Annotated in this window: 20 protein-coding genes; 5 read left to right on the forward strand and 15 right to left on the reverse strand. The window is 67.9% G+C overall.

Translation table 11 applies throughout. The annotated features are described in order from the left end of the window. Positions 1–47: 47 nt before the first annotated feature. From WNM05_RS18970 to acnA, 8 genes are all read right to left on the reverse strand, one after another. Positions 48–1049: an NAD(P)H-dependent glycerol-3-phosphate dehydrogenase gene (locus tag WNM05_RS18970; RefSeq protein ID WP_434629886.1), complete on the reverse strand. Its 1002-nt coding sequence runs from the start codon at positions 1047–1049 to the stop codon at positions 48–50. A gap of 9 nt (positions 1050–1058) precedes the next feature. Then, positions 1059–1499 carry an SH3 domain-containing protein gene (locus tag WNM05_RS18975; RefSeq protein WP_434629888.1) on the reverse strand — a complete coding sequence of 147 codons (441 nt, stop codon included), beginning with the start codon at positions 1497–1499 and terminating at the stop codon, positions 1059–1061. A gap of 8 nt (positions 1500–1507) precedes the next feature. Further along, on the reverse strand, positions 1508–1960 hold the full coding sequence (secB, locus tag WNM05_RS18980; protein WP_101709418.1) for a protein-export chaperone SecB: 453 nt from the start codon (positions 1958–1960) through the stop codon (positions 1508–1510). A gap of 111 nt (positions 1961–2071) precedes the next feature. Beyond that, entirely contained in the window at positions 2072–2329 is a 258-nt protein-coding gene (gene grxC, locus WNM05_RS18985; protein ID WP_434629891.1) for a glutaredoxin 3, read from the reverse strand. Positions 2330–2360: 31 nt separating this feature from the next. Then, complete coding sequence (gene dacB / locus WNM05_RS18990; RefSeq protein ID WP_434629894.1) at positions 2361–3779, reverse strand: D-alanyl-D-alanine carboxypeptidase/D-alanyl-D-alanine endopeptidase; 1419 nt, start codon at positions 3777–3779, stop codon at positions 2361–2363. Position 3780: 1 nt separating this feature from the next. After that, complete coding sequence (locus WNM05_RS18995) at positions 3781–5970, reverse strand: primosomal protein N' (protein WP_434629896.1); 2190 nt, start codon at positions 5968–5970, stop codon at positions 3781–3783. A 553-nt stretch (positions 5971–6523) separates the two neighbouring features. Further along, positions 6524–7582, reverse strand: coding sequence for a uroporphyrinogen decarboxylase (gene hemE / locus WNM05_RS19000; protein ID WP_434629899.1), 1059 nt, complete (start codon positions 7580–7582; stop codon positions 6524–6526). A gap of 131 nt (positions 7583–7713) precedes the next feature. Continuing rightward, the gene (acnA, locus tag WNM05_RS19005; RefSeq protein WP_434629902.1) at positions 7714–10386 is read right to left on the reverse strand and encodes an aconitate hydratase AcnA; all 2673 of its coding nucleotides are present in this window, start codon (positions 10384–10386) and stop codon (positions 7714–7716) included. Between the two features lie 149 nt (positions 10387–10535). On the opposite strand from acnA, the gene fumC reads away from it, so the two are divergent. Next, positions 10536–11921 (forward strand): class II fumarate hydratase, encoded by a 1386-nt coding sequence (gene fumC / locus WNM05_RS19010; RefSeq protein ID WP_434629905.1) that lies wholly within the window; start codon positions 10536–10538, stop codon positions 11919–11921. Between the two features lie 9 nt (positions 11922–11930). Here fumC and WNM05_RS19015 read toward each other — a convergent pair whose 3' ends face one another. The 4 genes from WNM05_RS19015 to WNM05_RS19030 all read right to left on the reverse strand — a co-directional run bounded on the left by WNM05_RS19015 (position 11931) and on the right by WNM05_RS19030 (position 14846). Next, on the reverse strand, positions 11931–12776 hold the full coding sequence (locus WNM05_RS19015) for a hypothetical protein (protein WP_434629908.1): 846 nt from the start codon (positions 12774–12776) through the stop codon (positions 11931–11933). Between the two features lie 65 nt (positions 12777–12841). Continuing rightward, entirely contained in the window at positions 12842–13357 is a 516-nt protein-coding gene (locus WNM05_RS19020) for a chromate transporter (protein WP_434629911.1), read from the reverse strand. Further along, entirely contained in the window at positions 13354–13911 is a 558-nt protein-coding gene (locus WNM05_RS19025) for a chromate transporter (protein WP_434629914.1), read from the reverse strand. Before WNM05_RS19025 ends, WNM05_RS19020 begins: the two co-directional genes overlap by 4 nt. A gap of 68 nt (positions 13912–13979) precedes the next feature. Next, positions 13980–14846 carry a LysR substrate-binding domain-containing protein gene (locus WNM05_RS19030; protein ID WP_434629916.1) on the reverse strand — a complete coding sequence of 289 codons (867 nt, stop codon included), beginning with the start codon at positions 14844–14846 and terminating at the stop codon, positions 13980–13982. Between the two features lie 122 nt (positions 14847–14968). Here WNM05_RS19030 and WNM05_RS19035 point away from each other — a divergent pair, with 122 nt between their 5' ends. Next, on the forward strand, positions 14969–15565 hold the full coding sequence (locus WNM05_RS19035) for a short chain dehydrogenase (protein WP_434629919.1): 597 nt from the start codon (positions 14969–14971) through the stop codon (positions 15563–15565). Positions 15566–15635: 70 nt separating this feature from the next. Continuing rightward, a complete protein-coding gene (locus tag WNM05_RS19040; protein WP_434629922.1) occupies positions 15636–16346 on the forward strand; it encodes a hypothetical protein in 711 nt (236 codons plus the stop codon). A gap of 64 nt (positions 16347–16410) precedes the next feature. Here the strand turns inward: WNM05_RS19040 and parE are convergent, their stop codons facing one another. After that, positions 16411–18375, reverse strand: a complete 1965-nt coding sequence (gene parE, locus WNM05_RS19045) for a DNA topoisomerase IV subunit B (RefSeq protein WP_434629925.1) — start codon at positions 18373–18375, stop codon at positions 16411–16413. 114 nt (positions 18376–18489) lie between these two features. Beyond that, positions 18490–19014, reverse strand: coding sequence for an RNA pyrophosphohydrolase (locus tag WNM05_RS19050; protein WP_101710742.1), 525 nt, complete (start codon positions 19012–19014; stop codon positions 18490–18492). Positions 19015–19159: 145 nt separating this feature from the next. On the opposite strand from WNM05_RS19050, the gene pssA reads away from it, so the two are divergent. Together pssA and WNM05_RS19060 are read left to right on the forward strand one after the other, a co-directional pair. Further along, a complete protein-coding gene (pssA, locus tag WNM05_RS19055; RefSeq protein WP_434629928.1) occupies positions 19160–20503 on the forward strand; it encodes a CDP-diacylglycerol--serine O-phosphatidyltransferase in 1344 nt (447 codons plus the stop codon). A gap of 82 nt (positions 20504–20585) precedes the next feature. Further along, entirely contained in the window at positions 20586–22367 is a 1782-nt protein-coding gene (locus WNM05_RS19060) for an ATP-binding protein (protein ID WP_434629930.1), read from the forward strand. A gap of 9 nt (positions 22368–22376) precedes the next feature. Here the strand turns inward: WNM05_RS19060 and WNM05_RS19065 are convergent, their stop codons facing one another. Next, a complete protein-coding gene (locus WNM05_RS19065; protein WP_434629932.1) occupies positions 22377–23267 on the reverse strand; it encodes an ion channel in 891 nt (296 codons plus the stop codon). Between the last annotated feature and the right edge of the window lie 22 nt (positions 23268–23289).

Raw genomic sequence — 23289 nt, forward strand, 5'->3', positions numbered from 1 at the left:
ACGCAAAATGCCGCCCTCAGGCGGCATCGAGACGAAGGCGGCGTCCGTCAGTCCAGCAGACCGCCGGACTCGGACTTCGGCGAGCGGCTGAGCAGCTCGGCCACCACCCGCTGCGGATCGTGGCCCTGGTACAAGAGGCCGCACACCGCGGCGGTGATCGGCATGTCGACCTGCAGGCGCTCGGCCATCGTCAGCACTTCGCGCGCGGTGGCGACGCCCTCGGCGACATGGCCCAGTTCATCCAGCACCTGGGACAACGGCTTGCCTTCGGCCAGCTTCAGGCCGACCTGGCGGTTGCGCGACAGCGCGCCGGTGCAGGTCAGGATCAGGTCGCCCATGCCGGACAGGCCCATCATGGTCTGCGGGCTGGCGCCCAGCGCCACGCCCAGCCGGGAAATCTCGGCCAGGCCCCGGGTGATCAGCGCCGCGCGGGCGTTCAGGCCGAAATCCAGACCGTCGGCGACGCCGGTGGCGATCGCCATCACATTCTTCACCGCGCCGCCGACCTCGACCCCGACCAGGTCTTCGTTGGCGTAAAGCCGCAGCAAAGGGCTGTGCAGCTCGCGCGCGACGTCGGCGGCGAACTCGGCGTCGGCGGAGGCGATGGCCACCGCCGCCGGCAGGCCCTGCGCCACCTCGCGGGCGAAGCTGGGGCCGGACAGGACGCCGCAGGGATGGCCGGCCGGCAACTCCTCCTCCGCCACCTGGTGCGGCAGCAGGCTGGAGCCGGCTTCGAAGCCCTTGCACGCCCACAGCAGCGGCGGCGGCGCCTCCAGGCCGGCCAAGGCCTTGAGCGTCGGTCTCAGGCCCGCCATAGGCGTGACGATCAGCGCAAGCTCGGCGTCGGCGAGGGTCTCGGACAGATCGGCAGACAATCCCAGCCGGTCGGGAAACGGGCAGTCGGGCAGGTAGCGGTCATTGACGCGCGCCCCGGCCATCCGGCCGATCTGGGCCGCGTCTCGCGCCCACAGCGTCACCTGGTGGTGACGGGCAAAAGCTATCGCCAGCGCGGTGCCCCAGGCACCGGCTCCCAGTATCGCCAGTTTCATGCGCGGTCCTTACAAGCCCCAGAGGTCGGTAATACGAGCATAGCCGACGCTGCCATCGCGGTGGCGCACCTTGACCCAGCCGTCCTGCGGCGGGGTCTGCATTTCCAGCACCCCGTCCTTGGGCACCGTGAACAGCAGCTTGCCGTCCTCGGCCGCCTTGTCCCGCACGCCGGCCTGCGGCGTCACCACCAGCAACCAGCGCTGCCGCGACAGCGCCGCCGACGGGATCCAGGCGATGCCGCCGGTGGCGTCGCGCACGCGCGCCCATTCCTTCTGGCTTTGCAGCACTTCCACCGGGTAATAGCGGCTGACCGCGAACAGCTTCTTCGCGGACAGCGCGGGCGCCTCGTACAGCGCGACGCCGGTTTCCTTCACCGAACGGAATTCCAGGGCCTGGGCGCATTGCGCGGCACCCAGGGCCATGAGCAGCGTGATGACGAGGCGCTTCATGGCCATGCTCAAGCGTTGCCGGCTTCGGCCTGCTGCGCGCGTTGCTGCATGTACAGGGCTTCGAAGTTGATCGGCGCCAGCAGCACCGGCGGGAAGCCCGCGCGGTTCACCACGCTGGACACCGCTTCGCGCGCGTACGGGAACAGGATGTTCGGGCAGGCCACGCCGAGGATGGGGTCCAGGTCTTCGGCCGGCACGTTGCGGATCTGGAAGATGCCGGCTTGAGCCACTTCGCACAGGAACATGGTTTTTTCGGGCAGCTTGGCGGTCACGGTGACGGTCAGGGACACTTCGTAGAAGCCGTCGTCCAGTTGCTTGCCTTCGCTGGCAAGCTGCATGTCGATTTCCGGCTGGGCCTGCTCCAGGAAGACCTGCGGCGCGTTCGGCACCTCCAGCGACATGTCCTTGACGTAGATTTTTTCGATGGAAAACGCCGGTTGCAGCTCTTGTTGTTCGCTCATGTTCTTTCTCGCATAAACACCGTCGTCATGACGGTCGAATTTTGTGGGTACGACGGCGGGCATCATCGCACGAAAGCCGCGCGGCGGCCAATCGCGGAAACGCCCGGCCGTTCAGTCCGCCAGCAGCGGATCCAGCTTGCCGGCGTGGTTCAGCGCCGCCAGATCGTCGTAGCCGCCGACATGGGTGTCGCCGATGAAGATCTGCGGCACGGTGCGGCGGCCCGTCTGCGCCATCATCGTCTCGCGCGCCGCCGGGTCGAGGTCGACGCGGATCTCCTGGATGCCGTCGACGCCCTTGCTGGCCAGCAGCTGCTTGGCGCGGATGCAGTACGGACAGACCGCGGTGGTGTACATGGTGACCGGTTTCATGGTTCTCGCCTGAAAAATCGATTGCCGTCGATTATAGCGGGTTCGGACGCCGAGGGCTTGCGCTGGATCGCATCGCAGCGGTGTCGAAGTCATGCGCCAGATCGGCCACCACGGCGTCCAGCGCCGGGCCCATCTGCGCGGCCCGCGGGCTGTTGACGATGGCGACGATGGCGAGACGCCGGCCGTCGGCCGCCAGCCAGTAGCCGGCCAGCGCCTTGACGTCGTTCAATGTGCCGGTCTTCAGCCTCAGCCGCGGCCCGAGATCGACGAAGCGTTTTTTCAGCGTGCCGTCGGCGCCGGCGATAGGCAGGCTGGACTCGAACTCGCCGGCGTACGGTCCGCGAGCCGCGTCCAGCAGCACCTGGCCCAGCAGCCTGGCCGTCACGCGCTCCCGCCGCGACAGGCCGGCGCCGTTCTCCAGCCGCAGCGCGTCGACGTCGGCCATCCCCCTTTGCCGCAACGCCTCGCGCAGCGCGCGCTCGGCGGCGGCGGCGGTGTCTCCGCCGCCGGCCTCGCGGCCCAGCGTCAGGAACAGCGTGCGCGCCATCGTGTTGTTGCTGTACTTGTTGATGTCGGAGAGCGCCACCGTCAGCGGCTGCGACTCCCAGACGGCCAGCTCGCGCGCGTCGTCCGGAGCCCGGCCGCGTTCGACGCGCAACGGACCGCTGCCGCCGAGCGCCGCCCACAGCGCGGCGAAATCCTGACCGGCGAATTCGTCGTGGTCCAGCACGTTGACGTAGGCGCGGCGGCCGTCGCAGGCCGGCGGCAACTTGCCGTCGACGACGACGTGGCGGCCGTCGTTGCGTATGGAGACGAAGGCGCGCACATCCGGACACGGCACGTCCGGCCCCGGCGCCAGCGACGCGCGCAGCGTCACGCCGGCCAGCGGCGGATCCAGCGCGACGCGCGCGCCCTGGCCGTCGTTGAAGAAGCTCAGCCAGGCCACTTTCAGATTGGTCAGATGGGTGTCCGGGCCGACGACGAAGGCGCGGCCGGCGTCGCCGTCGAAATCGTCGGCTCCGCCGACATTGTCGAAGGCCCGCTTGTCCAGCAGCAGCCGGCCGTCCAGCTTGCGGATGCCGCGCAGCCTGAGGCTGTACAGCAGGCTAAGCAGGTTGCCGTTGTCGAAACGCGGATCGCCGCCGCCCAGCCAGTACAGATCGCCCTTCAGCGCGCCGTCCTCCACCTGGGCGGCCGACAGCAGCGCGGTCCTCCAGCGGTAGTCCGGCCCCAGCCGGTTCAGCGCCGCCCAGCCGGTCAGCAGCTTCATCGTCGACGCCGGGTTGACCGGCGCGTCGGCGCGGTGGCCGATCGCCGGCCCGCCGCCCTCGACCGGCGCCGCCCACACGGCGATCTCGTCCGGCCTCAGGCCGTGCAGGTCCAGCGCCGACGCGGCCGACGACGATAGCGCCAGGCCGCCGGCCACGGCGATGGTAATGGTTTTTTTCATCTCACAACTCCTGGGGATCGACATCCAGCGACCAGCGCAGGCTGCGGCCGTGCGCGCGCGCCAACGGATCGAGCAGCGCCGGCAAGGCGTCCAGCAGCCGGTGCAGCGCGGCGCGCTGCTGCGCCTCCAGCACCAGCTGCGCGCGCTCGCGCTGGGCCAGCCTGGCCATCAGCGCCGGCGCCGGTCCGGAAATCAGCACGCCGTCGGCCAGCGGCTCCAGCGCCTCGCGCGCCTGGCGCAGGAAGGCGGTGGCCTGGGCCAGCTCCGGGCTGTCGGCGCGCAGCAGCGCCTGGAATGCGGCCGGCGGGAAGCCGGCCTGGCGGCGCTCGCCGAGCAGCGCGGCCGCGTAGCCGTCGAAATCGTGGGCGACCAGCGCCTGGTACAGCGGATGATCCGGCCACTGCGTCTGCACCAGCACCTCGCCCGGCGCGTCGGCGCGGCCGGCGCGGCCGGCCACCTGCATCAGCTGGGCGAACAGCCGCTCCGACGCGCGGAAGTCCGCCGAGTACAGGCCGCCGTCGGCGCCCAGCGCAGCCACCAGCGACAGCGTGCCGAAATCGTGGCCCTTGGCCAGCATCTGGGTGCCGACCAGGATATCCACCTCGCCGGCGTGCACCTTGCGGTAGACCTCGTCCCAGGCGTCCTTGCGGCTGGTGGTGTCGCGGTCTATCCGCAGCACCCTGGCCTCCGGCAGCATCCGTTGCAGCGCCGACTCCAGCCGCTGCGTGCCCTCGCCCAAGGGCTTGATATCCGGGTCGCCGCAGTCCGGGCAGGCGCGCGGCACCGGCTCTTCCCAGCCGCAGTGGTGGCAGCGCAGCTTGCGCTCCATCAGGTGCACGACCAGCTTGGCCGAGCAGTGCGGACAGCCGCTGGTCCAGCCGCAGGCGGTGCAGGCGACCACCGGCGCGAAACCGCGGCGGTTGATGAAGACCAGACTCATCTCCTTGCGCGACAGCCTCAGCCTCAGCGCGTCCAGCACCGCTTCGGACAGCCCCTCGACCAGCTTTTTCCGGCGGGTGTCCACCAGCCTGACGTCGGGCAGCCTGGCCGCGCCGTGGGCGCGCCGGCTCAGCACCAGCTTCTTGTAGCGGCCGGCCTCGACATTGGCCACCGTCTCCAGGCTGGGCGTCGCCGAGCCGAGCACGATGGCGACGTCGGCGCGACGCGCGCGCCATACCGCCAGGTCGCGCGCGTGGTAGCGCAGGCCATCCTGCTGCTTGAACGAGCCGTCGTGCTCCTCGTCGACGACGATCAGCCCCAGTCGCGGCAGCGGCGTGAACACCGACAAGCGGGTGCCTATCACCACGTCGGCGTCGCCGTGCCAGGCGTCCAGCCAGCCGTGCATCCGTTCGCCGTCGGCCAGGTGGCTGTGCTGCACGACGATGCGGCTGCTGGGGAAACGCTTGGCGAACCGGTCTATCAGCTGCGGCGTCAGATTGATTTCCGGCACCAGCACCAGCGTCTGGCGCCGCGCCGCCAGCTGTTCGGCGATCAGCCTCAGATAGACCTCGGTCTTGCCGCTGCCGGTGACGCCGTGCAGCAGCCACGGCTGGAAGCCCGAGCCGGCCCGCAACGCGTCCAGCGCCGCCTGCTGCTCGTCGTTCAGCGCCGGCCCGTCGCCCAGCTGCAGCGGCGCCGGCTCCGGCGTCGCGCGCTCGGCCTTGCCCTCGGCCAGCCAGTCGGCCAGCAGCTTGCCGGCCTGCGGCGTCACCGCCCTGGCCTGCTCCGACGTCAGCGGGCCGTCCTGCATCGCCTGCCACAGCGCCAGCCGCGCGCGCTGTCGCGGCGGCGGCGGATCGCCGAGGCCGGCGGCGGTCAGCGCGAACGGCCGACGGTCCGGCCGGCGCACGTCGCGCGGCTCGCGCAGCGCGGTCGGCAAGGCGGTGAACAAGGTCTGACCCAGCGGATGGTGGTAGTAGGCGGCGGCGAAGCGCGCGAGCTCGAGGAATTCGCCCGGCAACGGCGGCAGGCCGTCCAGCACGCTTTCTATGCACCGCAGGCGGGAAGCGTCCGGCGCGCCCACACCCTCCCCCGGTATCGGCGTGACAACTACGCCACACAGGCGGCGATTGCCGAAAGGCACGCAGACGCGCGCCCCTGCCATGACAGACGATTCAGTCAGGTAACTGAACGTTCCGGCCAGCGGCACATCGACCGCCACCTGGACCGGTCCGGCACCATCCATACTCATGCCTCCCCCAGGCAAACCCTGCTGCGACAAGGCTTTGCATCTGCTGTGCACAGATCTTGTGGATAACTTTGTGAACAACCACGGTGATAGCAGGCAAAAAGCCGTGAAATCAGTGTTTCCGTTGGATTGCACAAAAATTAATCAAACGTAAAAGTCTTTTATTTTCAAAGACTTAAAAAAACATTATTTTTTTAGCCACCGCGCTTGACAACTAAAAGCGCAAGGACTAGGCCGTGTGCATAACTCGTCGGAACACCAGCCCGTTCAACTGTCAACCGGCATTTTCCTAGCGCGGAATATCTGTTGCAGCCAATGTCACAGCGCCCGACTGGCGGGCGGCAATACCCCGCAGCCCCCGACTTGGCCAATGTCGTGAAAATTTAATAAACCCTTAAAAACCCAGCCGTTTTTTTGATAGCGTCCGCATAAGCGGAACGAGGCGCCGTGACAAGCGATGCCAGGGACAGGACGACGACGCCGCGCGGGCACCACGATGGTGCGCCCGCCCGGGCGGACGCACCGGCGTCGCTCGTCAAACCGTTAAATGCGGATGTCAATGATAGCCGCGCGACAGCCTGTGCACCGCTTCCACCAAGGCGCCGGCGTGGGCCGGATCGGCGAACTGCGAGATGCCGTGGCCCAGATTGAACACATGGCCGCTGCCCTGGCCGTAGCTTTGCAGGATGCGGGCGACCTCGCGCTCGATCGCGGCCGGTTCGGCGAACAGCGCGTTCGGATCGAAATTGCCCTGCAAGGCCACCTTGTCGCCGACGCGGGCGCGCGCCCGGCCGATGTCGGTGGTCCAGTCGAGGCCCACGCAGTCGGCGCCGATCCCGGCGATGTCCTCCAGCCACTGGCCGCCGCCCTTGGTGAACACGATCACCGGCACCTTGCGGCCGCCGGCCTCGCGCGTGAGGCCGGCGACGATGCGCTGCATGTAGGCCAGCGAGAATTCCCGGTAGGCCGCGTGGCTGAGCGCGCCGCCCCAGGTGTCGAAGATCTGCACCGCATGCGCGCCGGCGTCTATCTGCGCGTTGAGGTAGGCGATCACCGATTGCGTGTTCGCTTCCAGGATGTGGTGCAGCAGCTCGGGACGGCTGTACAGCATCGCCTTGACGTGGCGGAAGTCGTCGGAGCTGCCGCCCTCCACCATGTAGCAGGCCAGCGTGAACGGGCTGCCGGAGAAGCCTATCAGCGGCACCCGGCCGTCCAGCGCCTTGCGTATGCTGGACACCGCGTCGAACACGTAGCGCAGCTTGCCCATGTCGGCCGGCGCCAGCGCGCGGATCGCCGCCTCGTCGCGCAGCGGGCGCTGGAACTTCGGTCCCTCGCCCTCGGCGAAATAGAGGCCGAGGCCCATCGCATCCGGCACGGTCAGGATGTCGGAAAACAGGATGGCCGCGTCCAGCGGGAAGCGTTCCAACGGCTGCAGCGTCACCTCGGTGGCGTAGTCGGGGCTGGTGCACAGGCCCATGAAGCTACCGGCGCGGGCGCGGGTGGCGCGGTATTCCGGCAGATAGCGGCCGGCCTGGCGCATCATCCAGATCGGGGTGTATTCGACCGGCTCCTTCAGCAGAGCCCGCAGGAAGGTATCGTTTTTCAGCTGGGTCATGACGTCACGCGGCTATGGAAATCGGCGGCCATTATATCGCAGCCGACCCTGTCGCCGGCGCGGACAAATGAAAACGGCCGGAAAACCCGGCCGTCGTCCGCCTCCAACGCCCTGTCACGACAATATCTGCCTCAGCACATAATCTGCCTCAGCACATAGGGCAGGATGCCGCCGTGTCGGTAGTAGTCGACCTCCACCGGCGTATCGATGCGCAGCGTCAGCGTCAAACGCCGCTCCGTGCCGTCGGCGCCGCGGATCACCAGCGTCGCGTTCTGCCGCGGTTTCAGCTCGCCGTCCAACCCCTCCAGATCGAAAGTCTCGTCGCCGACGAGGCCCGCGGCGCTGTCCCCGCCCTGGAATTGCAGCGGCAGCACGCCCATGCCCACCAGGTTGGAGCGGTGTATCCGCTCGAAGCTCCTGGCGATCACCGCGCGCACGCCCAATAAGCGCGTACCCTTGGCCGCCCAGTCGCGGCTGGAGCCGGTGCCGTACTCCTCGCCGGCGAAGATCACGGTCGGCGTGCCCTCCGCCTGGTAGGCCATCGCCGCGTCGTAGATGGACAGCCGTTCGCCGTCCGGCTGGCGCAAGGTCAAGCCGCCCTCCACCGGCCGGCCGTCGGCGTCCGGCGGCAACATCAGGTTGCGGATGCGGACATTGGCGAAGGTGCCGCGCATCATCACCTCGTGGTGGCCGCGGCGCGAGCCGTAGCTGTTGAAGTCGACCGGCTTGATGCCCTGTTCCTGCAGATAGCGCCCGGCCGGCGACGACGGCTTAATGGCCCCGGCCGGACTGATGTGGTCGGTGGTGACCGAATCGCCGAAGATGGCCAGCGCCCGCGCGCCCCGCACCGGTTTGGGCGCGGCCGGCGCCATCGCGAAATCGGCGAAGAACGGCGGCTCGGCGATATAGCTGGACGGCTCCCAGCCGTAGACCTCGCCGCCGGTCGCCCGGATGTCGGCCCATAGCGGATTGACGTCGGCCAGCTCGCGGTACAGCCTGCGGTAGGTTTCCGGATCGGCGGTCTGCGCCAGCGCCGCGCCGACCTCGTCCAGGCTGGGCCAGATGTCGCGCAGGAACACCGGCTTGCCGTCGCTCCCCTCTCCCAGCGGCTCGCGCTCCAGGTCGATGTCGACGCGGCCGGCGATGGCGAAGGCCACCACCAGCGGCGGGCTCATCAGGAAGTTGGCCTTGATCGCCGGGTGGATGCGCGCCTCGAAATTGCGGTTGCCGGACAACACCGCCGCGCACACCAGGTCGCCGGCGGCGATTTCCGACTCGATCTCCGGCGCCAGCGGGCCGGCGTTGCCGATACAGGTGGTGCAGCCGTAGGCGACCACGCCGAAGCCCAGCCGCTCCAGCGCCGGCAGCAGGCCGGCCTTGGCGAGGTAGTCGGTGACCACGCGCGAACCCGGCGCCAGAGAAGTCTTGATGTGCGGCGCCACCGCCAGGCCGCGCTCGGCGGCCTTCTGCGCCAGCAGGCCGGCGGCCAGCATCACGCCCGGATTGGAGGTATTGGTGCAGGAGGTGATCGCGGCGATCAGCACCGAGCCGTGCCGCAATCGGTCGCCGGCCCCGCCGCCCTCCCCCTTGCCGTAGCCGCCGGAAGCCGCCGGCTTGGCCAATAGCTCGCCGAAACGCGGCTTCAGCTCCGTCAAGGCGATGCGGTCCTGCGGCCGGCGCGGACCGGCGACGCTGGGCACGATGGACGCCAGGTCGAGCGCCAAGGTCTCGCTGTAATCGATGTCGCCGGCGTCCGGCATGCCGAACAGCTTCTGCGCCTGGAAGTAGCGGCGGAAGGCGTCCACCTCCTCGGCGCTACGGCCGGTGGCGGCCAGGTAGTCGGCGGTGCGCTCGTCCGGTGGGAAGAAACCCATCGTCGCGCCGTACTCCGGCGCCATATTGGCCAGCGTCGCGCGATCCGGCAGCGTCAGCGACGCCGCGCCCTCGCCGAAGAATTCGACGAACTTGCCGACGACATTGGCCTTGCGCAACCGCTCGGTCACCGCCAGCACCAGGTCGGTGGCGGTGACGCCGGCGGCGAGCCGGCCCTTCAGATGCACGCCGACGACGTCCGGCGTCAGGAAGTAGACCGGTTGGCCCAGCATCCCGGCCTCGGCCTCGATGCCGCCGACGCCCCAGCCGACGACGCCCAGCGCGTTGATCATCGTCGTGTGCGAATCGGTGCCGACCAGCGAGTCCGGATAATAGACGTCGCCGTCGTGCAGCACGCCGCGCGCCAGGTATTCCAGGTTCACCTGGTGGACGATGCCGATTCCCGGCGGCACCACCTTGAAGGTGTCGAAGGCCTGCATGCCCCACTTGATGAAGCGATAGCGCTCGGCGTTGCGCCGGAATTCCAGCTTCATGTTCAGATCCAGCGCACCCGCTTCGCGGAAATGGTCGACCTGCACCGAGTGGTCGACGACCAGGTCCACCGGCACCAGCGGCTCGACGGCGGCCGGCGGCTTGCCGAAACGGGCGGCGGCGCCGCGCATCGCCGCCAGATCGCACAATAGCGGCACGCCGGTGAAGTCCTGCAGCACGATGCGGGCGACGACGAAGGGAATTTCCTCGCTGCGCTCGGCCCCGGGCTTCCAAGCGGCCAGTTGCCTGACATGCGCGTCGGTAATACGCTGACCATCCAGCTTGCGCAGCAGCGACTCCAGCACGATGCGCAGCGACACCGGCAGCCGGCCGACATCGCCGACGCCGAGCTCGGCCAGGGCCGGCAGCGAGTGGAAACGGACGCTGCGGCCGGAGGCCAGTTGAAAATCTCGCAGACTATCTTGGGCAAGCAGGGACATGGTGCACTCCGGTGAGCGCCGGCCGCTCGGGCCGGCGGGGCCGCGAAAGACGGATGAAGGCGGCGCCGCCGCCAGGGTCCGACATCGTGTATCAGGATAGGCTAGGACCGGCTTTGCCGGCGCAAGTTCGACCCGACAAGGATGATGGCATGACGACAACCGTACGCAGCGAAACCGACAGCTTCGGCCCGATCGACGTTCCCGCCGACGCGCTGTGGGGCGCGCAGACCCAGCGCTCGCTGGCGCATTTCCATATCTCCGGCGAAAAGATGCCGCCGGAGCTGATCCGGGCGCTGGCCCAGGTCAAACGCGCCTGCGCCGAGGCCAACCGCGAACTCGGCAAACTCGACGGCGCCAAGGCCGACGCCATCGCCGCCGCCGCCGACGAAGTGCTGGCCGGCCGCCACGACGGCGAGTTCCCGCTATCGGTGTGGCAGACCGGTTCCGGCACCCAGAGCAATATGAATATGAACGAGGTGCTGGCCAACCGCGCGTCGGAGCTGCTGGGCGGCGAGCGCGGCCAGGCGCGGCGCGTCCACCCGAACGACGACGTCAACCGCGGCCAGTCGTCCAACGACATCTTCCCGACCGCGATGCACGTCGCCGCGGCGACCCAGCTGGCCGAGCGGCTGCTGCCGTCGCTGGCCCTGCTGCGGCGCGCGCTGGAGGCCAAGGCGAAGGACTTCGCCGACATCGTCAAGATAGGCCGAACCCATCTGCAGGACGCCACCCCGCTGACGCTGGGCCAGGAAATATCGGGCTGGGCGGCGCAACTGGAACTGTCGGAACAGGCGGTACGCGCGGCGCAGCCCATGCTGTGCCAGCTGGCGGTCGGCGGCACCGCGGTCGGCACCGGGCTCAACACCGATCCGCGCTTCGGCGACGCGGTCGCGGCACGGCTGGCCGAACAGTCCGGCCTGCCGTTCCAGAGCGCGGCCAACAAATTCGCCGCGCTGGCCGGCCACGAGCCGCTGCTGTTCGCCCACGGCGCGTTGAAGACGCTGGCCGCCGCGCTGATGAAGATCGCCAACGATATCCGCTGGCTGGCCTCCGGCCCGCGCAGCGGCCTCGGCGAATTGTCGCTGCCGGAAAACGAGCCGGGCAGCTCCATCATGCCGGGCAAGGTCAACCCCACCCAGTGCGAGGCGATGACGATGCTGTGCTGCCAGGTGCTCGGCAACGACGCGGCGCTGGCGATAGGGGCGGCGTCCGGCAACTTCGAGCTGAACGTGTTCAAGCCGCTGATCGCGCACAACTTCCTGCAGAGCGTCAGGCTGCTGGCCGACGGCATGGACAGCCTGCGCGAACACTGCGTCGACGGCATGGAAGCCAGGCGCGGACGGATAGCCGAACTGATGGAGCGCTCGCTGATGCTGGTCACCGCGCTGAACCCGCACATCGGCTACGACAAGGCCGCCGCCATCGCCAAGCACGCCCACCATCACGGTACCACGCTGCGCGAGGCGGCGCTGGCGCTGGGTCATCTGAGCGCCGAGCAGTTCGACGCCTGGGTCAGGCCGGAAGACATGGTGTGAAGCCGATGCTCAGGGGTGGAACCATAGCTCGCGGCGCGCCAGCGGCGTGGCTTCGGGCAGCAGCGGGTTCGGCAGCTCGATGATGGTGCGGGCCGACAGCTTGAGTTCGCGCAGATGTTCGCCGTTGAAGGCGCGGAACAGCTGCTCGAAGCCGCCGTCGGCGACGCCCTTCTCCAGTCCTTGCCTCAGCATGCGCGCCAGCTCCGGTCGCTTGGGCGACACGAAGAAGTAGAAGGCGGTCGGGTAGTGCAGCAGCAGGTAGGGGTCCAGCGCCAGGCCCTTGCCGAACGGCGACGCCAGCTCCTGCCTGACCTCGATCACGCTGCGCGGGAAATAGTCGTAGCGGCGCTGGCGCAGCATCGAAAACAGGTTCGGGTAATCGGCGCTGGTGGCCACCGGCAAGCCGGCCTGCTGCAGGATCTGGGTGTCGGGCCAGTCCTGGCCCTGGCCGGCGCGCAACTGCGCCAGTTGCGCCGTCGTCTTCACGTCCTTCAGCAACTGCGGCCTGTCGGCATTGATCAGCATCACCCGCCAGCCTATCAGGCCCTTGTCCAGCGGCACCCTCACCGGCAGCAGCTTGCGCTCGCGCTCCCGGCTGGTCATACCCCAGAACAGGTCTACCCGGCCGTCCGGGCGCAGCATCTGCTCCATCGCCCGGCCCTGGTTCATGTCGCGCGCCGCCAGCAGCTCGCAATGCTGCCCCTCCTCGGCGCAGGCCAGCAGCAGCAAGGCCTGGATATACGGCCAGTGCGGATCGTTGTCGCCGGACACCAGCGCGTAGTGGATCTGGATTCCGGCCGCCTGCGCCAGCGCCGAGGCGCCGCACAGCAGCCAGAGGACGAGGATTCTTGTCATCTGCCTGACCGTCCCGTGGTGGTAACGGTATTTTAGTCTGTACCGGCAGCGGCCGTTTTGTTGGATTACAGCCAGCCCAGGCCGCCGACCAGCGCGCCCAGCAGCAGCAGCCACAACGGGTTCCAGTTGCGGCGCCAGGCGATCAGCGCCACCGCGGCGCTCAGCGCCCAGCCGGCGGCGTCGCGGTTGGCCGCCTGCAGCAGCAGGCAGGCGCTGGCCCCGACCAGGCCCACCGTCAGCGGCAGCAGCGCGCGCGCCAGCAGCCGGGTCAGCTCGCTGCCATGGCGCTCGGCCCACCAGCGCGACACGTAGAAGCTGAGCACCGACGACGGCAGGCACATGCCCAGCATGCTGAGCAGCGCGCCCGTCACGCCGGCAACATGCCAGCCTATCAGGCTGACCACCAGCACATTCGGGCCGGGCGCCGCCTGCGCCAGCGCGAACAGCTCGGCGAACTGCGAGGCGCCCATCCAGCCCTGCTCCACCACCAGCCGCTGCAACTCCGGCAACAGCACATTGGCGCCGCCGACCGCCATCAGCGACAGCAGGCCGAAGCGCCACAACAAGGTCAGCGCGATCATCGCTCCGCCCCCTTGCGCGTCAGCCAGGCCAGGACCAGCGCCAGCGGCACCGAGGCCAGCAGCACCGTCGGCAGCGGCAGCCGCCAGACGGCGATGGCGGCGAAGGTCGCAGCCACCACCGCGGCGCTCCAGGCGCGCCGCTCCATCCGCGACAACAGCCGCAGCGCCATCGCCAGCAGCAGGCCGGCGGCGGCGGCCGACAGTCCGTGCATCACGTGCTCCACCAACGGCAACTGGCGGTAACGGCCGTACAGCGAGGCCAGCAGCAGCACGATGGCCATCGGCGCCAGCAGCAGGCCGGCCACCGCCGTCAGCGCGCCGGACGGCCCGTGGAAGCGGGCGCCGACCGACACCGCCATATTGACGATATTCGGCCCCGGCAAGACCTGGCACAAGCCGAGCTGCTCGGCGAAATCGGCCTCGGACAGCCAGCGCCGGCGCTGCACCAGCATGCTGTGCGCCTGCGGCAGCACGCCGCCGAAGCCGCTGACGCCTATCGAGAAGAAGCCGGCGAACAGCTCGCGCCGGCTCGGTTGATTCAGTTCCGTATCCATGTCTTGACAGTAATCGCCAGCGGCGGGCGATACAAACGAGAATTTCTGACAGGGCCGGTCACCTGGCCTCACAACGCGCCCAGCTTCTGGACAATGAAATCGACGAAAACCCTCAGTTTCGGCAAGGGCTGGCGGTCGGCCGGGTAGATCAGGTGCATCGGCTTGGCCTCCGGCAGATAACCGTCCAGCAAGGCCGTCAGCCGTCCTGCGGCGACGTCGTCGGCCAGCAGCGCCTCGGCCTGCAGCACGATGCCGGCGCCGGCAAGCGCCAGTTGGCGCAAGGCCTGGCCCTGGTTGCACTGGAAGCGGCTGGCCGCTATCTGCACCCCGTGCAATTGCGCCAGCGCGTCCCAGCCGTCGTCGCGACGCCAGCGGCTGAAACCCAGGCAATCGTGGCCCGCCAGCTCGGCCGGCGTCGCCGGCGTGCCGCGCGCGGCCAGATAGGCCGGCGACGCCGCCGCCATCATCCGGTAAGGCTTGAGCCGTCGCGCCACCAGGCCGGAATCGGCCAGATGGCCGATGCGGAACACCGCGTCGTAGCCGTCTGCCACCAGGTCGACCAGCTGGTCGCCCAATTCCAGCTCCACCGCGATGTCCGGATAGCGCGCCATGAACTCGGCCAGCAGCGGCGCCAGCCGCAGCGTGCCGAAAGTCACCGAGGCGTTGACGCGCAGCACGCCGCGCGGCCGCGCGCTCAACAACGCGGCGGCGTCCTCGGCGGCGGCCAGCTCGGCCAGGATGGCGCGGCAGCGCTGGTAGTAGTGCTGGCCCAGCTCGGTCAGCTGCTGACGGCGGGTGGTGCGCACCAGGAGCCGGCCGCCGAGGCGCGCCTCCAGCGCGGCGATATGCTTGCCGACCATGGGCTGGGACAAGCGACGCGCCTCGGCAGCCGCGGTGAAGCTGCCCTTCTCCACCACCGCGACGAACAATTCCATGCTGAGCAGGCGATCCACCGATTAGAAACCCCAGATTATTAATCATGTTCATCATAGCGGATTAATCATCATGCGGAATCCATGCACACTGTGGACATCCCAAACCGCAACGGAGAACACGCATGAAGATCCTGCTCGTAGGCGCCAGCGGCACGCTGGGCCAAGCCGTCCGCCAGGCCCTGTCCCACCATCAGATCCTCACCGCCGGCCGCGGCAGCGGCGACCTGCGCGTCGACATCACCGACAGCGCCAGCGTGCAGAAGATGTTCGAGGAGGCCGGCCGGCTGGACGCCATCGTCAGCACCACCGGCAGCGTGCACTTCGGTCCGCTGGCCGAGATGCGCGCCGCCGACTTCCGCATCGGCCTGAACGACAAGCTGCTGGGCCAGATAGACCTGGCGCTGACCGGCCAGCACTATCTGAACGACGGCGGCTCGATCACGCTGACCAGCGGCATCATCAGCGCCCAGCCGATACGCCACGGCGCCAACGCCACCGCGGTCAACCGCGCGCTGGAGGGCTTCGCCGCCGCCGCCGCGCTGGAACTGGGCCGCGACCGGCGCATCAACGTGGTCAGCCCCAATGTGCTGCAAGAATCGTGGGACGGCTACGCGCCCTATTTCCCCGGCTTCGAGGCGGTGCCGGCCGCCCGAGCCGCGCTGGCCTATGTTCGCAGCGTCGAAGGCATCGCCAACGGCCAGACGCTGACCGTCTGGTAAGCCCGGCTATACTGCAGCAAGCGTGGTCCGCCGCCCCTCTCGGACACGCTCCTGCCGCGGGAGCCGGATGATGAACAAGTTGCTGGGCGGGCTGGCCTTGCTGCTATGCCCGCTCCTTCTCCATGCCGAGCCGATCCCGGCGTACAGCCAGGCGATAGAGCCCTGGGGCGACCCAGCCAGCGGCGACGGCCTGACGCCGCGCTTCCTGAGCTGGCTGGCCGGACAAAGCGGCCTGCGGTTGAAGCAGGACACGCGGCCGCTGCCGCGAGTGGTGGAGGATTTGAAAACCGGCCACGACGCGTTGGCGCTGATCACCGCGTCGCCGGAGCGGGACGCCTTCGCCCTGGAGCTATGCCGCCCCGCCGACATCCGGCTGTCCGTGATCTACCCCCGAGGCGCGCGCGAGCTGCAAGCCGCCGACCTGAAACTCCGCCCCGTCGGCATTCTGCGCGGCACCCATACGCTGGACGCCTTCATCGCCCGCAGCGGCGCGGAGCCGGTGCTGGTCAGCGACATGCGCCGGGGCCTGGGCATGCTGCGCATCGGCCGGCTGGACGCGATGATGTGCGTGCGCCCCGGCTGCGGCCGCGTGCTGCGCGAGATTTCCGCCCCCGCAGACCGCTGGGCGGAGCTGGCGATCAGCCGCGAACCGATGGCGGTGTACGTGTCGCGCGCCCATCCGTTGTCCAAGGACCCGGCCGCGCTGGCGCGCCTGAAAGCGGCCTGCGTCTCGCCCGAGGGACGCGCCAAGATGGCTGAGCTGCTCGCCCGGTTCGACTAGCCGTGAAAAACCCCGCCGGCCTTCTCGGGCGGGCGGGGTTGGAGAGCGTGAGAATCCGGCCGGATCAGATGTCGGCCTCCACCTCGTTGCCCTTGGCCTCCATCCAGCTGCGGCGGCTGGACGCCTCGCCCTTGCCCATCAGCATCACGAACATGTCCAGCGTCTGCTGCAGCATGCCGGGACGCACCTGCACCTTGACCAGGCGGCGGGTGTCAGGATTCATCGTCGTATCCTTCAACTGCTCCGGGTTCATCTCGCCCAGGCCCTTGAAGCGGGAAATGCTCCAGGCGTTCTCGCGCACGCCCTCGCTGCGCAAACGGTCCAGGATGGCGGTCATTTCGCCCTCGTCCAGCGCGTACAGCTTGCGCGGCGGCCGGCTCTTGCCCTGGCCCGGCACGTCGACGCGGAACAGCGGCGGCTGGGCGATGTAGATGTTGCCGTTTTCGACCAGGCGCGGGAAATGGCGGAAGAACAGCGTCAGCAGCAGCACCTGGATGTGGGAGCCGTCGACGTCGGCGTCGGACAGGATGGCGATCTTGCCGTAGCGCTGGCCGGACAGGTCCGGCTCGTCGTTCGGACCGTGCGGATCGACGCCTATCGCCACCGAGATGTCGTGGATCTCGGCATTGGAGAACAGCTGGTCCCGGTCGGTCTCCCAGCTGTTCAGCACCTTGCCGCGCAGCGGCAGGATAGCCTGGTATTCCTTGTCGCGCGCCAGCTTGGCCGAGCCGCCCGCCGAGTCGCCCTCGACCAGGAACAGCTCGTTCCGCTCGATGTCCTCGCTCTCGCAATCGGTCAGTTTTCCCGGCAGCACCGCGACGCCGGACCCTTTCTTCTTTTCCACCTTCTTGACCGACTTCAGCCGGCTCTGCGCCTGGCGGATCGCCAGCTCGGCGATCTTCTTGCCGGCCTCGACGTGCTGGTTCAGCCACAGCTCCACCGGGTCGCGCGCCAGACCGGAAATCAGCTTCAAGGCGTCTCGGCTGGTCAGCTTGTCCTTGGTCTGGCCCTGGAACTGCGGGTCCAGCACGCGGGCCGACAACACGAAGCGCACGCGGCTCCACACGTCCTCTGCCATCAGCTTGACGCCGCGCGGCAACAGGTTGTGATGATCGATGAAGCTCTTCACCGCATCGTAGACGCCGGCGCGCAGGCCGGCCTCGTGCGTGCCGCCGACCGGCGTCGGAATCAGGTTGACGTAGCTCTCGCCGCTGGCGCCGTCCTCGAACCAGGCCATCGCCCACTGCGCGCCCTCGCCCTTGGCGAACTGCTCGTGGTCGGCGCCGATATAGGCCTCGCCGGCGAACAGCGGGGCCACCGGCTCGTCGTCGCCGCACAGTTCGGCAAGATAGCTCTTCAGGCCGTCCGGATACTGCCAGACCTTGACCTCGTCGCCGCTGGCCTTCTCCAGCGTCAGCGTCACCGCCACGCCGGGCAGCAATACCGCCTTGGCCCGCAGCAGGCGCTCCAGCTCCTGCATCGAGTAGCGCGGGCTTTCGAAATACTTGCCGTCCGGCCACACCCGCACCCGGGTGCCGCTGGTGCGCGGGCCGCAGTCGCCGACGCGGGCCAGCGGCTCGATCACATCGCCGCCGGAAAAGACCAGCCGGTGCACGCCGCCGTCGCGCTTGACCTCCACTTCCAGCCGCGTCGACAGCGCGTTGGTCACCGACACGCCGACGCCGTGCAGGCCGCCGGAGAAGGCGTAGGCGCCGCCGTCCTTCTTGTCGAACTTGCCGCCGGCGTGCAGCCGGGTGTACACCAGCTCCACCACCGGCACGCCCTCCTGCGGATGCAGGCCCACCGGAATGCCGCGGCCGTCGTCCTCGACGCTGAGCGAGCCGTCCTGGTGCACGGTGACGGCGATCTTGCGCGCATAGCCGCCCAAGGCCTCGTCGGCGGCGTTGTCTATCACTTCCTGGCAGATATGGGTGGGATCGGTGGTGCGGGTGTACATGCCCGGCCGCTCTTTGACCGGCTCCAGCCCCTTCAGCACCCGTACCGAGGATTCGTCGTATTGTTGAGTCATGTTCTGGTCTTGCCCTGTCGGCGCATCACGTCGACGCCGCCCGCGACGGGCGGCACAAATGAAGACAGCGGGCATCGCCCGCCGTCGCTGTATTGCAAAAGCTCCTGCCGCCGCTCACTGCTCGCTCTGCGTCGAGATTCGCGTCAGATACGCGTGGTGGCTCTCCACCCCGCGCAGGAAGCGCGATAGCTCGGACAACGCGCGCTCGTAGACGTCGCGCTTGAATTCGATCACCGCGTCCACCGGCGCCCAGTAATCGTTCCAGCGCCAGCCGTCGAACTCCGGATGGCTGGTCGCCCGCAGGCAAACGTCGCTGTCGCGGCCTACCAGCCTCAACAGGAACCAGATCTGCTTCTGGCCTTTGTAACTGCCGCGCCATTCGCGGCGTACCCAATTCGTCGGCACCTCGTAACGCATCCAGTCGCGGGTGCGTCCCAATATCTTCACGTGCTGAGGCAGCAAACCCACCTCCTCCAGCAGCTCGCGGTACATCGCGGCCTCCGGGCTTTCGCCCGGCTTGATGCCGCCTTGCGGGAACTGCCAGGAATGCTCGCGCACACGCTTGCCCCAGAACACTTCGTTCCGGGCATTGGTGAGGATGATTCCGACGTTTGGGCGGTATCCGTCCCGGTCCAGCATGGAAAAAACCTGCAATTCGTCTCGTTACCGGAATTTTTGCACATTTCAGTCCGCCTTGCCATGCGCTCGCCAGCCGCCGTCGATCCCCCAAAGCGGTCAAACGGTGCTACGATGCGTCGATTGAACGTCATTCAACTGCGCATTCATGGCAATCCTGCTCAATCGACCCACGCTATCCCGCCTGCCCTGGCTGCCTCTGCAGCCGGAGGACTTCACCACGCTGCTGCAGACGCGCGAATTCCGCCTGCGGCTGCTGGAGGCGATAGCGTCGGCGACCCGGCGCATCTATCTGTGCGCGCTGTACCTGGAAAACGAGGAAGCCGGCCGTGAAATTCTGGATGCGCTGTACCAGGCCAAGCAGCGCCAACCGCAGCTGGACGTCCGGGTGATGGTGGACTGGCACCGCGCGCAGCGCGGCCGCATCGGCGAGGACCAGGCCCGCTGCAATGCGCGCTGGTACCGCGAGGAGGCCGAGCGCCGCGAGTTGGACATCCCGATCTACGGCGTGCCGGTGCAAACGCGCGAGCTGTTCGGCGTGTTGCACCTGAAGGGCTTCATCGTCGACGACACCGTGCTCTACAGCGGCGCCAGCCTGAACAACGTCTACCTGCACAGGCTGGACAAATACCGCTTCGACCGCTACCACCTGATTCGCAGTCAGGCGTTGGCCGATGCGATGGCCGGCTTCATGGCCGAGCAGTTCTTCAACGACCCGGCCGTTTTCCGCCTGGACAAGCCCACGCCGCCGACCCGCAGCATACGCAAGGAAATACGCCAGTTCCGCGACAAGCTGGCGCACAGCCAGTACCGGCCGCACGGCGCGCAGGCGCTGTCCGACGAACGGCTGACCGTCAGCCCCGTCGTCGGCATAGGCAAGGGCAACCGGCTGAACCGGGTCATCCTGGACGTGATCGCCAGCGCCCAGCAGCAGCTGTTCATCTGCACACCCTATTTCAACTTCCCGCGCGCGGTGGTGCTGGAAATCAATCGCGCGCTGCGCCGCGGCGTCGAGATCGACATCGTCGTCGGCGACAAGACCGCCAACGACTTCTACATCCCGCCCGAGCAGCCGTTCCGCGTCATCGGCGCGCTGCCCTATCTGTACGAGATGAATCTGCGCCGTTTCGCCAAGCGGCAGCGCCAATACCTGACGCGCGGCCAGCTGCGCATACGGCTGTGGAAGGACGGCGACAACAGCTTCCACCTGAAAGGCGTCTGGAGCGATGCCCGTTACATCCTGCTGACCGGCAACAACCTCAATCCACGCGCCTTCCGCCTGGACCTGGAAAACGCGCTGCTGCTGCACGATCCGCGCAGCCAGCTGCGCGAGCAGAGCCTGGCCGAACAGCAGAGCATCATGCGTCACACCACCCTGCTCGCGCATTACCGACAGCTCGAGGACGTGCGCCATTATCCGGAGCGGATCAAGAAACTGCTGACCCGCCTGAGCCGGGTACGGATAGACCGCATGCTGAACCTGATGCTCTAGCCGTCCCGGTCCCTAACTCCGAGCCGGCTCCGCTGCGGCATATGCTAAAAAGACAAGATAGCTTGGCCAGCGGAGCGGGCCGATGAACGCGATCAAGGTGGAGACCGGCAAGCTGGCCGTCAGCCACGACTACTCGGAAAAATGGCAGCAGGTACTAGACCTGCTGGCCGGGATCGTCAGCATTCCGGCGGCACTGATCATGCGGGTGCAGCCGCCGCAGATCCGGGTCTTCCTGTCCAGCCGCAACGACGGCAATCCCTACGAGGAAGACGAGCTGGCCGACCTGGGCACCGGCCTGTACTGCGAGACGGTGATGAGTTCGCGCGGCGAGCTGACCGTGCCCAATGCGCTGGCCGACCCTCACTGGTGCGACAATCCCGACATCAAGCTCGGCATGATCTCCTATATGGGCATGCCGCTGATCTGGCCCAACCAGGATGTGTTCGGCACCATCTGCATCCTGGACCGTACCGAAAACGCCTATACGCCGGAATACCGCCAGTTGCTGGCCCAGTTCCGCAGCATGGTGGAACGCGACCTTCGCCAGATCTACAACGATCACGCCCGCGTCCAGGAGGACGCCGCGCTGCGCGCCGAAGAAGCCGAGCGGGTGCGCCGCGAGTTCGAGCTGCTGCGCGCCGGCGAGCAGAAGGCGCTGCAGGCGCTGCGCGACAGCGAAGAGCGCTGGCATTTCGCGCTGGAAGGAGCTGGCGACGGCGTCTGGGACTGGCGCATCGCCGACGGCGGCATCTTCCTGTCCACACGCTGCCGCCAATTGCTGGGCCTGTCCGACCCTGCCGGCTTCCAGCTATGGCAGAGCGGCATCCATCCGGATGATCTGCCGACCGTCCGCTCCGTCCTGTCCGACCATCTGCGCGAAGCCCGGGGCTCCTTCGTCGTCGAGCACCGCTTCAACAAGAACGGGCAGTGGATCTGGCTACTCGGTCGCGGCATGGTGGTCGGCCGCGACGAACAGGGCCAAGCGTTGCGGATGATAGGCACGTACTCCGACATCACCGCCCGCAAGGAGGCCGAGGCGGAGCTGCAATTGCTGAACAGCCATCTGGAAGAAAGAGTGGCGGCGCGCACCGCCGAGCTGAAAACGGCGATGCGGCAGATAAGCATCGCCGAAAAACAGGCCGCGCTGGCGCGGATGGTTGCCGGGATGGCGCACGAACTGAACACACCGATCGGCAACATCCTGCTCGGCTCCTCGCAGATGCAGGCCGACGCGGCCGATATCGCCCGGGCCGACGCCGACAAGCAGCTGTCGCGCAAGCGCCTGCAGGACTTCCTGCAGAAGGCCGGAGAAACCTGCGAGCTGCTTCAGCGCAACAGCGAACTGGCCGGCGACCTGATCGGCCGCTTCAAGGAAATCGCTGTCGATCAGCTGGATCAGCCGCGGCGCAGCTTCCACCCCGGCCAGACCATCGCCAAGCTGTTGCGGGCGCTGCTGCCGCCCGAACATCATCCGGGCATCGCCGTCACGCTGCAGGCGCCCGAGGAACTGGTCATAGACCATTATCCGGGCGCGCTGGAACAGCTGGTTTCGCACCTGGTGGCGAATTCGCTGGCGCATGGCTTCGACGGGAGCGACAGCGGCGCGATCCGCATAGACATCGTCCGTCACGGCGACGAAATCACGCTGCGCTACGCCGACGACGGCAAGGGCATCCCGCCGGAGCATCACGACAAGGTGTTCGATCCCTTTTTCACCACCCGCATGGGACAGGGCGGCGTGGGCCTCGGACTGGCCCTGGTGCACAATCTGGTACAGCTGATCCTGCAAGGCCAGATCCGGCTGGAAAGCGAACCGGGGCGCGGCGCCGTCTTCATCGTCACCTTCCCGGCAAAACTGGGCTAGTCCCGGCGCCTAATCGCGGCGGGGCGGCAGCGGCCTCACTTCCTGCAGCCGCTGATAGTCGACATGGTCGTTCTCGTCGTCGTCGGTGTAGATCAGATCGGCGAAAGCATGATTCCAGTGGATATCCTGGTGGGAGAACACATGCCTGGCCACCATAGGCTGGATGGTCGTCTCGTCCATGCCGTTGATCGACAGGATCAGCTGCGCCCTGGCCTTCTCCAGCGATGCGGCATCGCGTTGATACAAAGGGCTGCTCTCGTCTATCTTGTGCACCAGCGTCCAGCCCAGCACGAACATCGGATGCTCGTCGCGCACCAGATCGAGATCATACAGCTTGCGAAACGCCGTCCCCTCCGCAGTCACCTCATGCTGCAGCAGCCGCAGCCTGGCGCTGGCATCGATGATCACGTTGTTCCTCGCATTGGCGGCACGCAGCATCAGCACGGGCTCGCCGCTCAATGGCCTCACGACGGCGCTGGTGGTGAACATGATGCGCGCCCTGGGCCGCGAGAAGCGGGCGAAAGTCACGCCGGTGATCAGCGCGATGCTCATCATGCCGATGAAGATCTCCAGCATCGAAACCCAGTGGGTGTACAGCGTCTGTGGATGCATATCGCCGTAGCCGACCGTGGCCAGCGTCTCGACGCTGAAGAAGAAGGCGCCGAGGAAACCCCGCGGGAACTGGTTGGCGATGCCGCCCGGCTGCAATTGATAGAGCCCGGCGAACAACAGGTTCAATGTGATGAAGGCGGCCGCGATGAACAGATAGAAATACGGCCAGCTGATGGTCATGCAGTAGTGATACAGATCATGCAGCGAGTAGCGCGGCAGGCTGTGGATGAACAGGCTGCGGCCGCCCGCCTCTATGCGCCGCGCCGGCTTGGCTCTGCGAGGAATCATCTGCCGCCGTCCCGTTGAAGTT

The organism is Chromobacterium sp. CV08, from assembly GCF_051129845.1.
Taxonomy (GTDB): domain Bacteria; phylum Pseudomonadota; class Gammaproteobacteria; order Burkholderiales; family Chromobacteriaceae; genus Chromobacterium.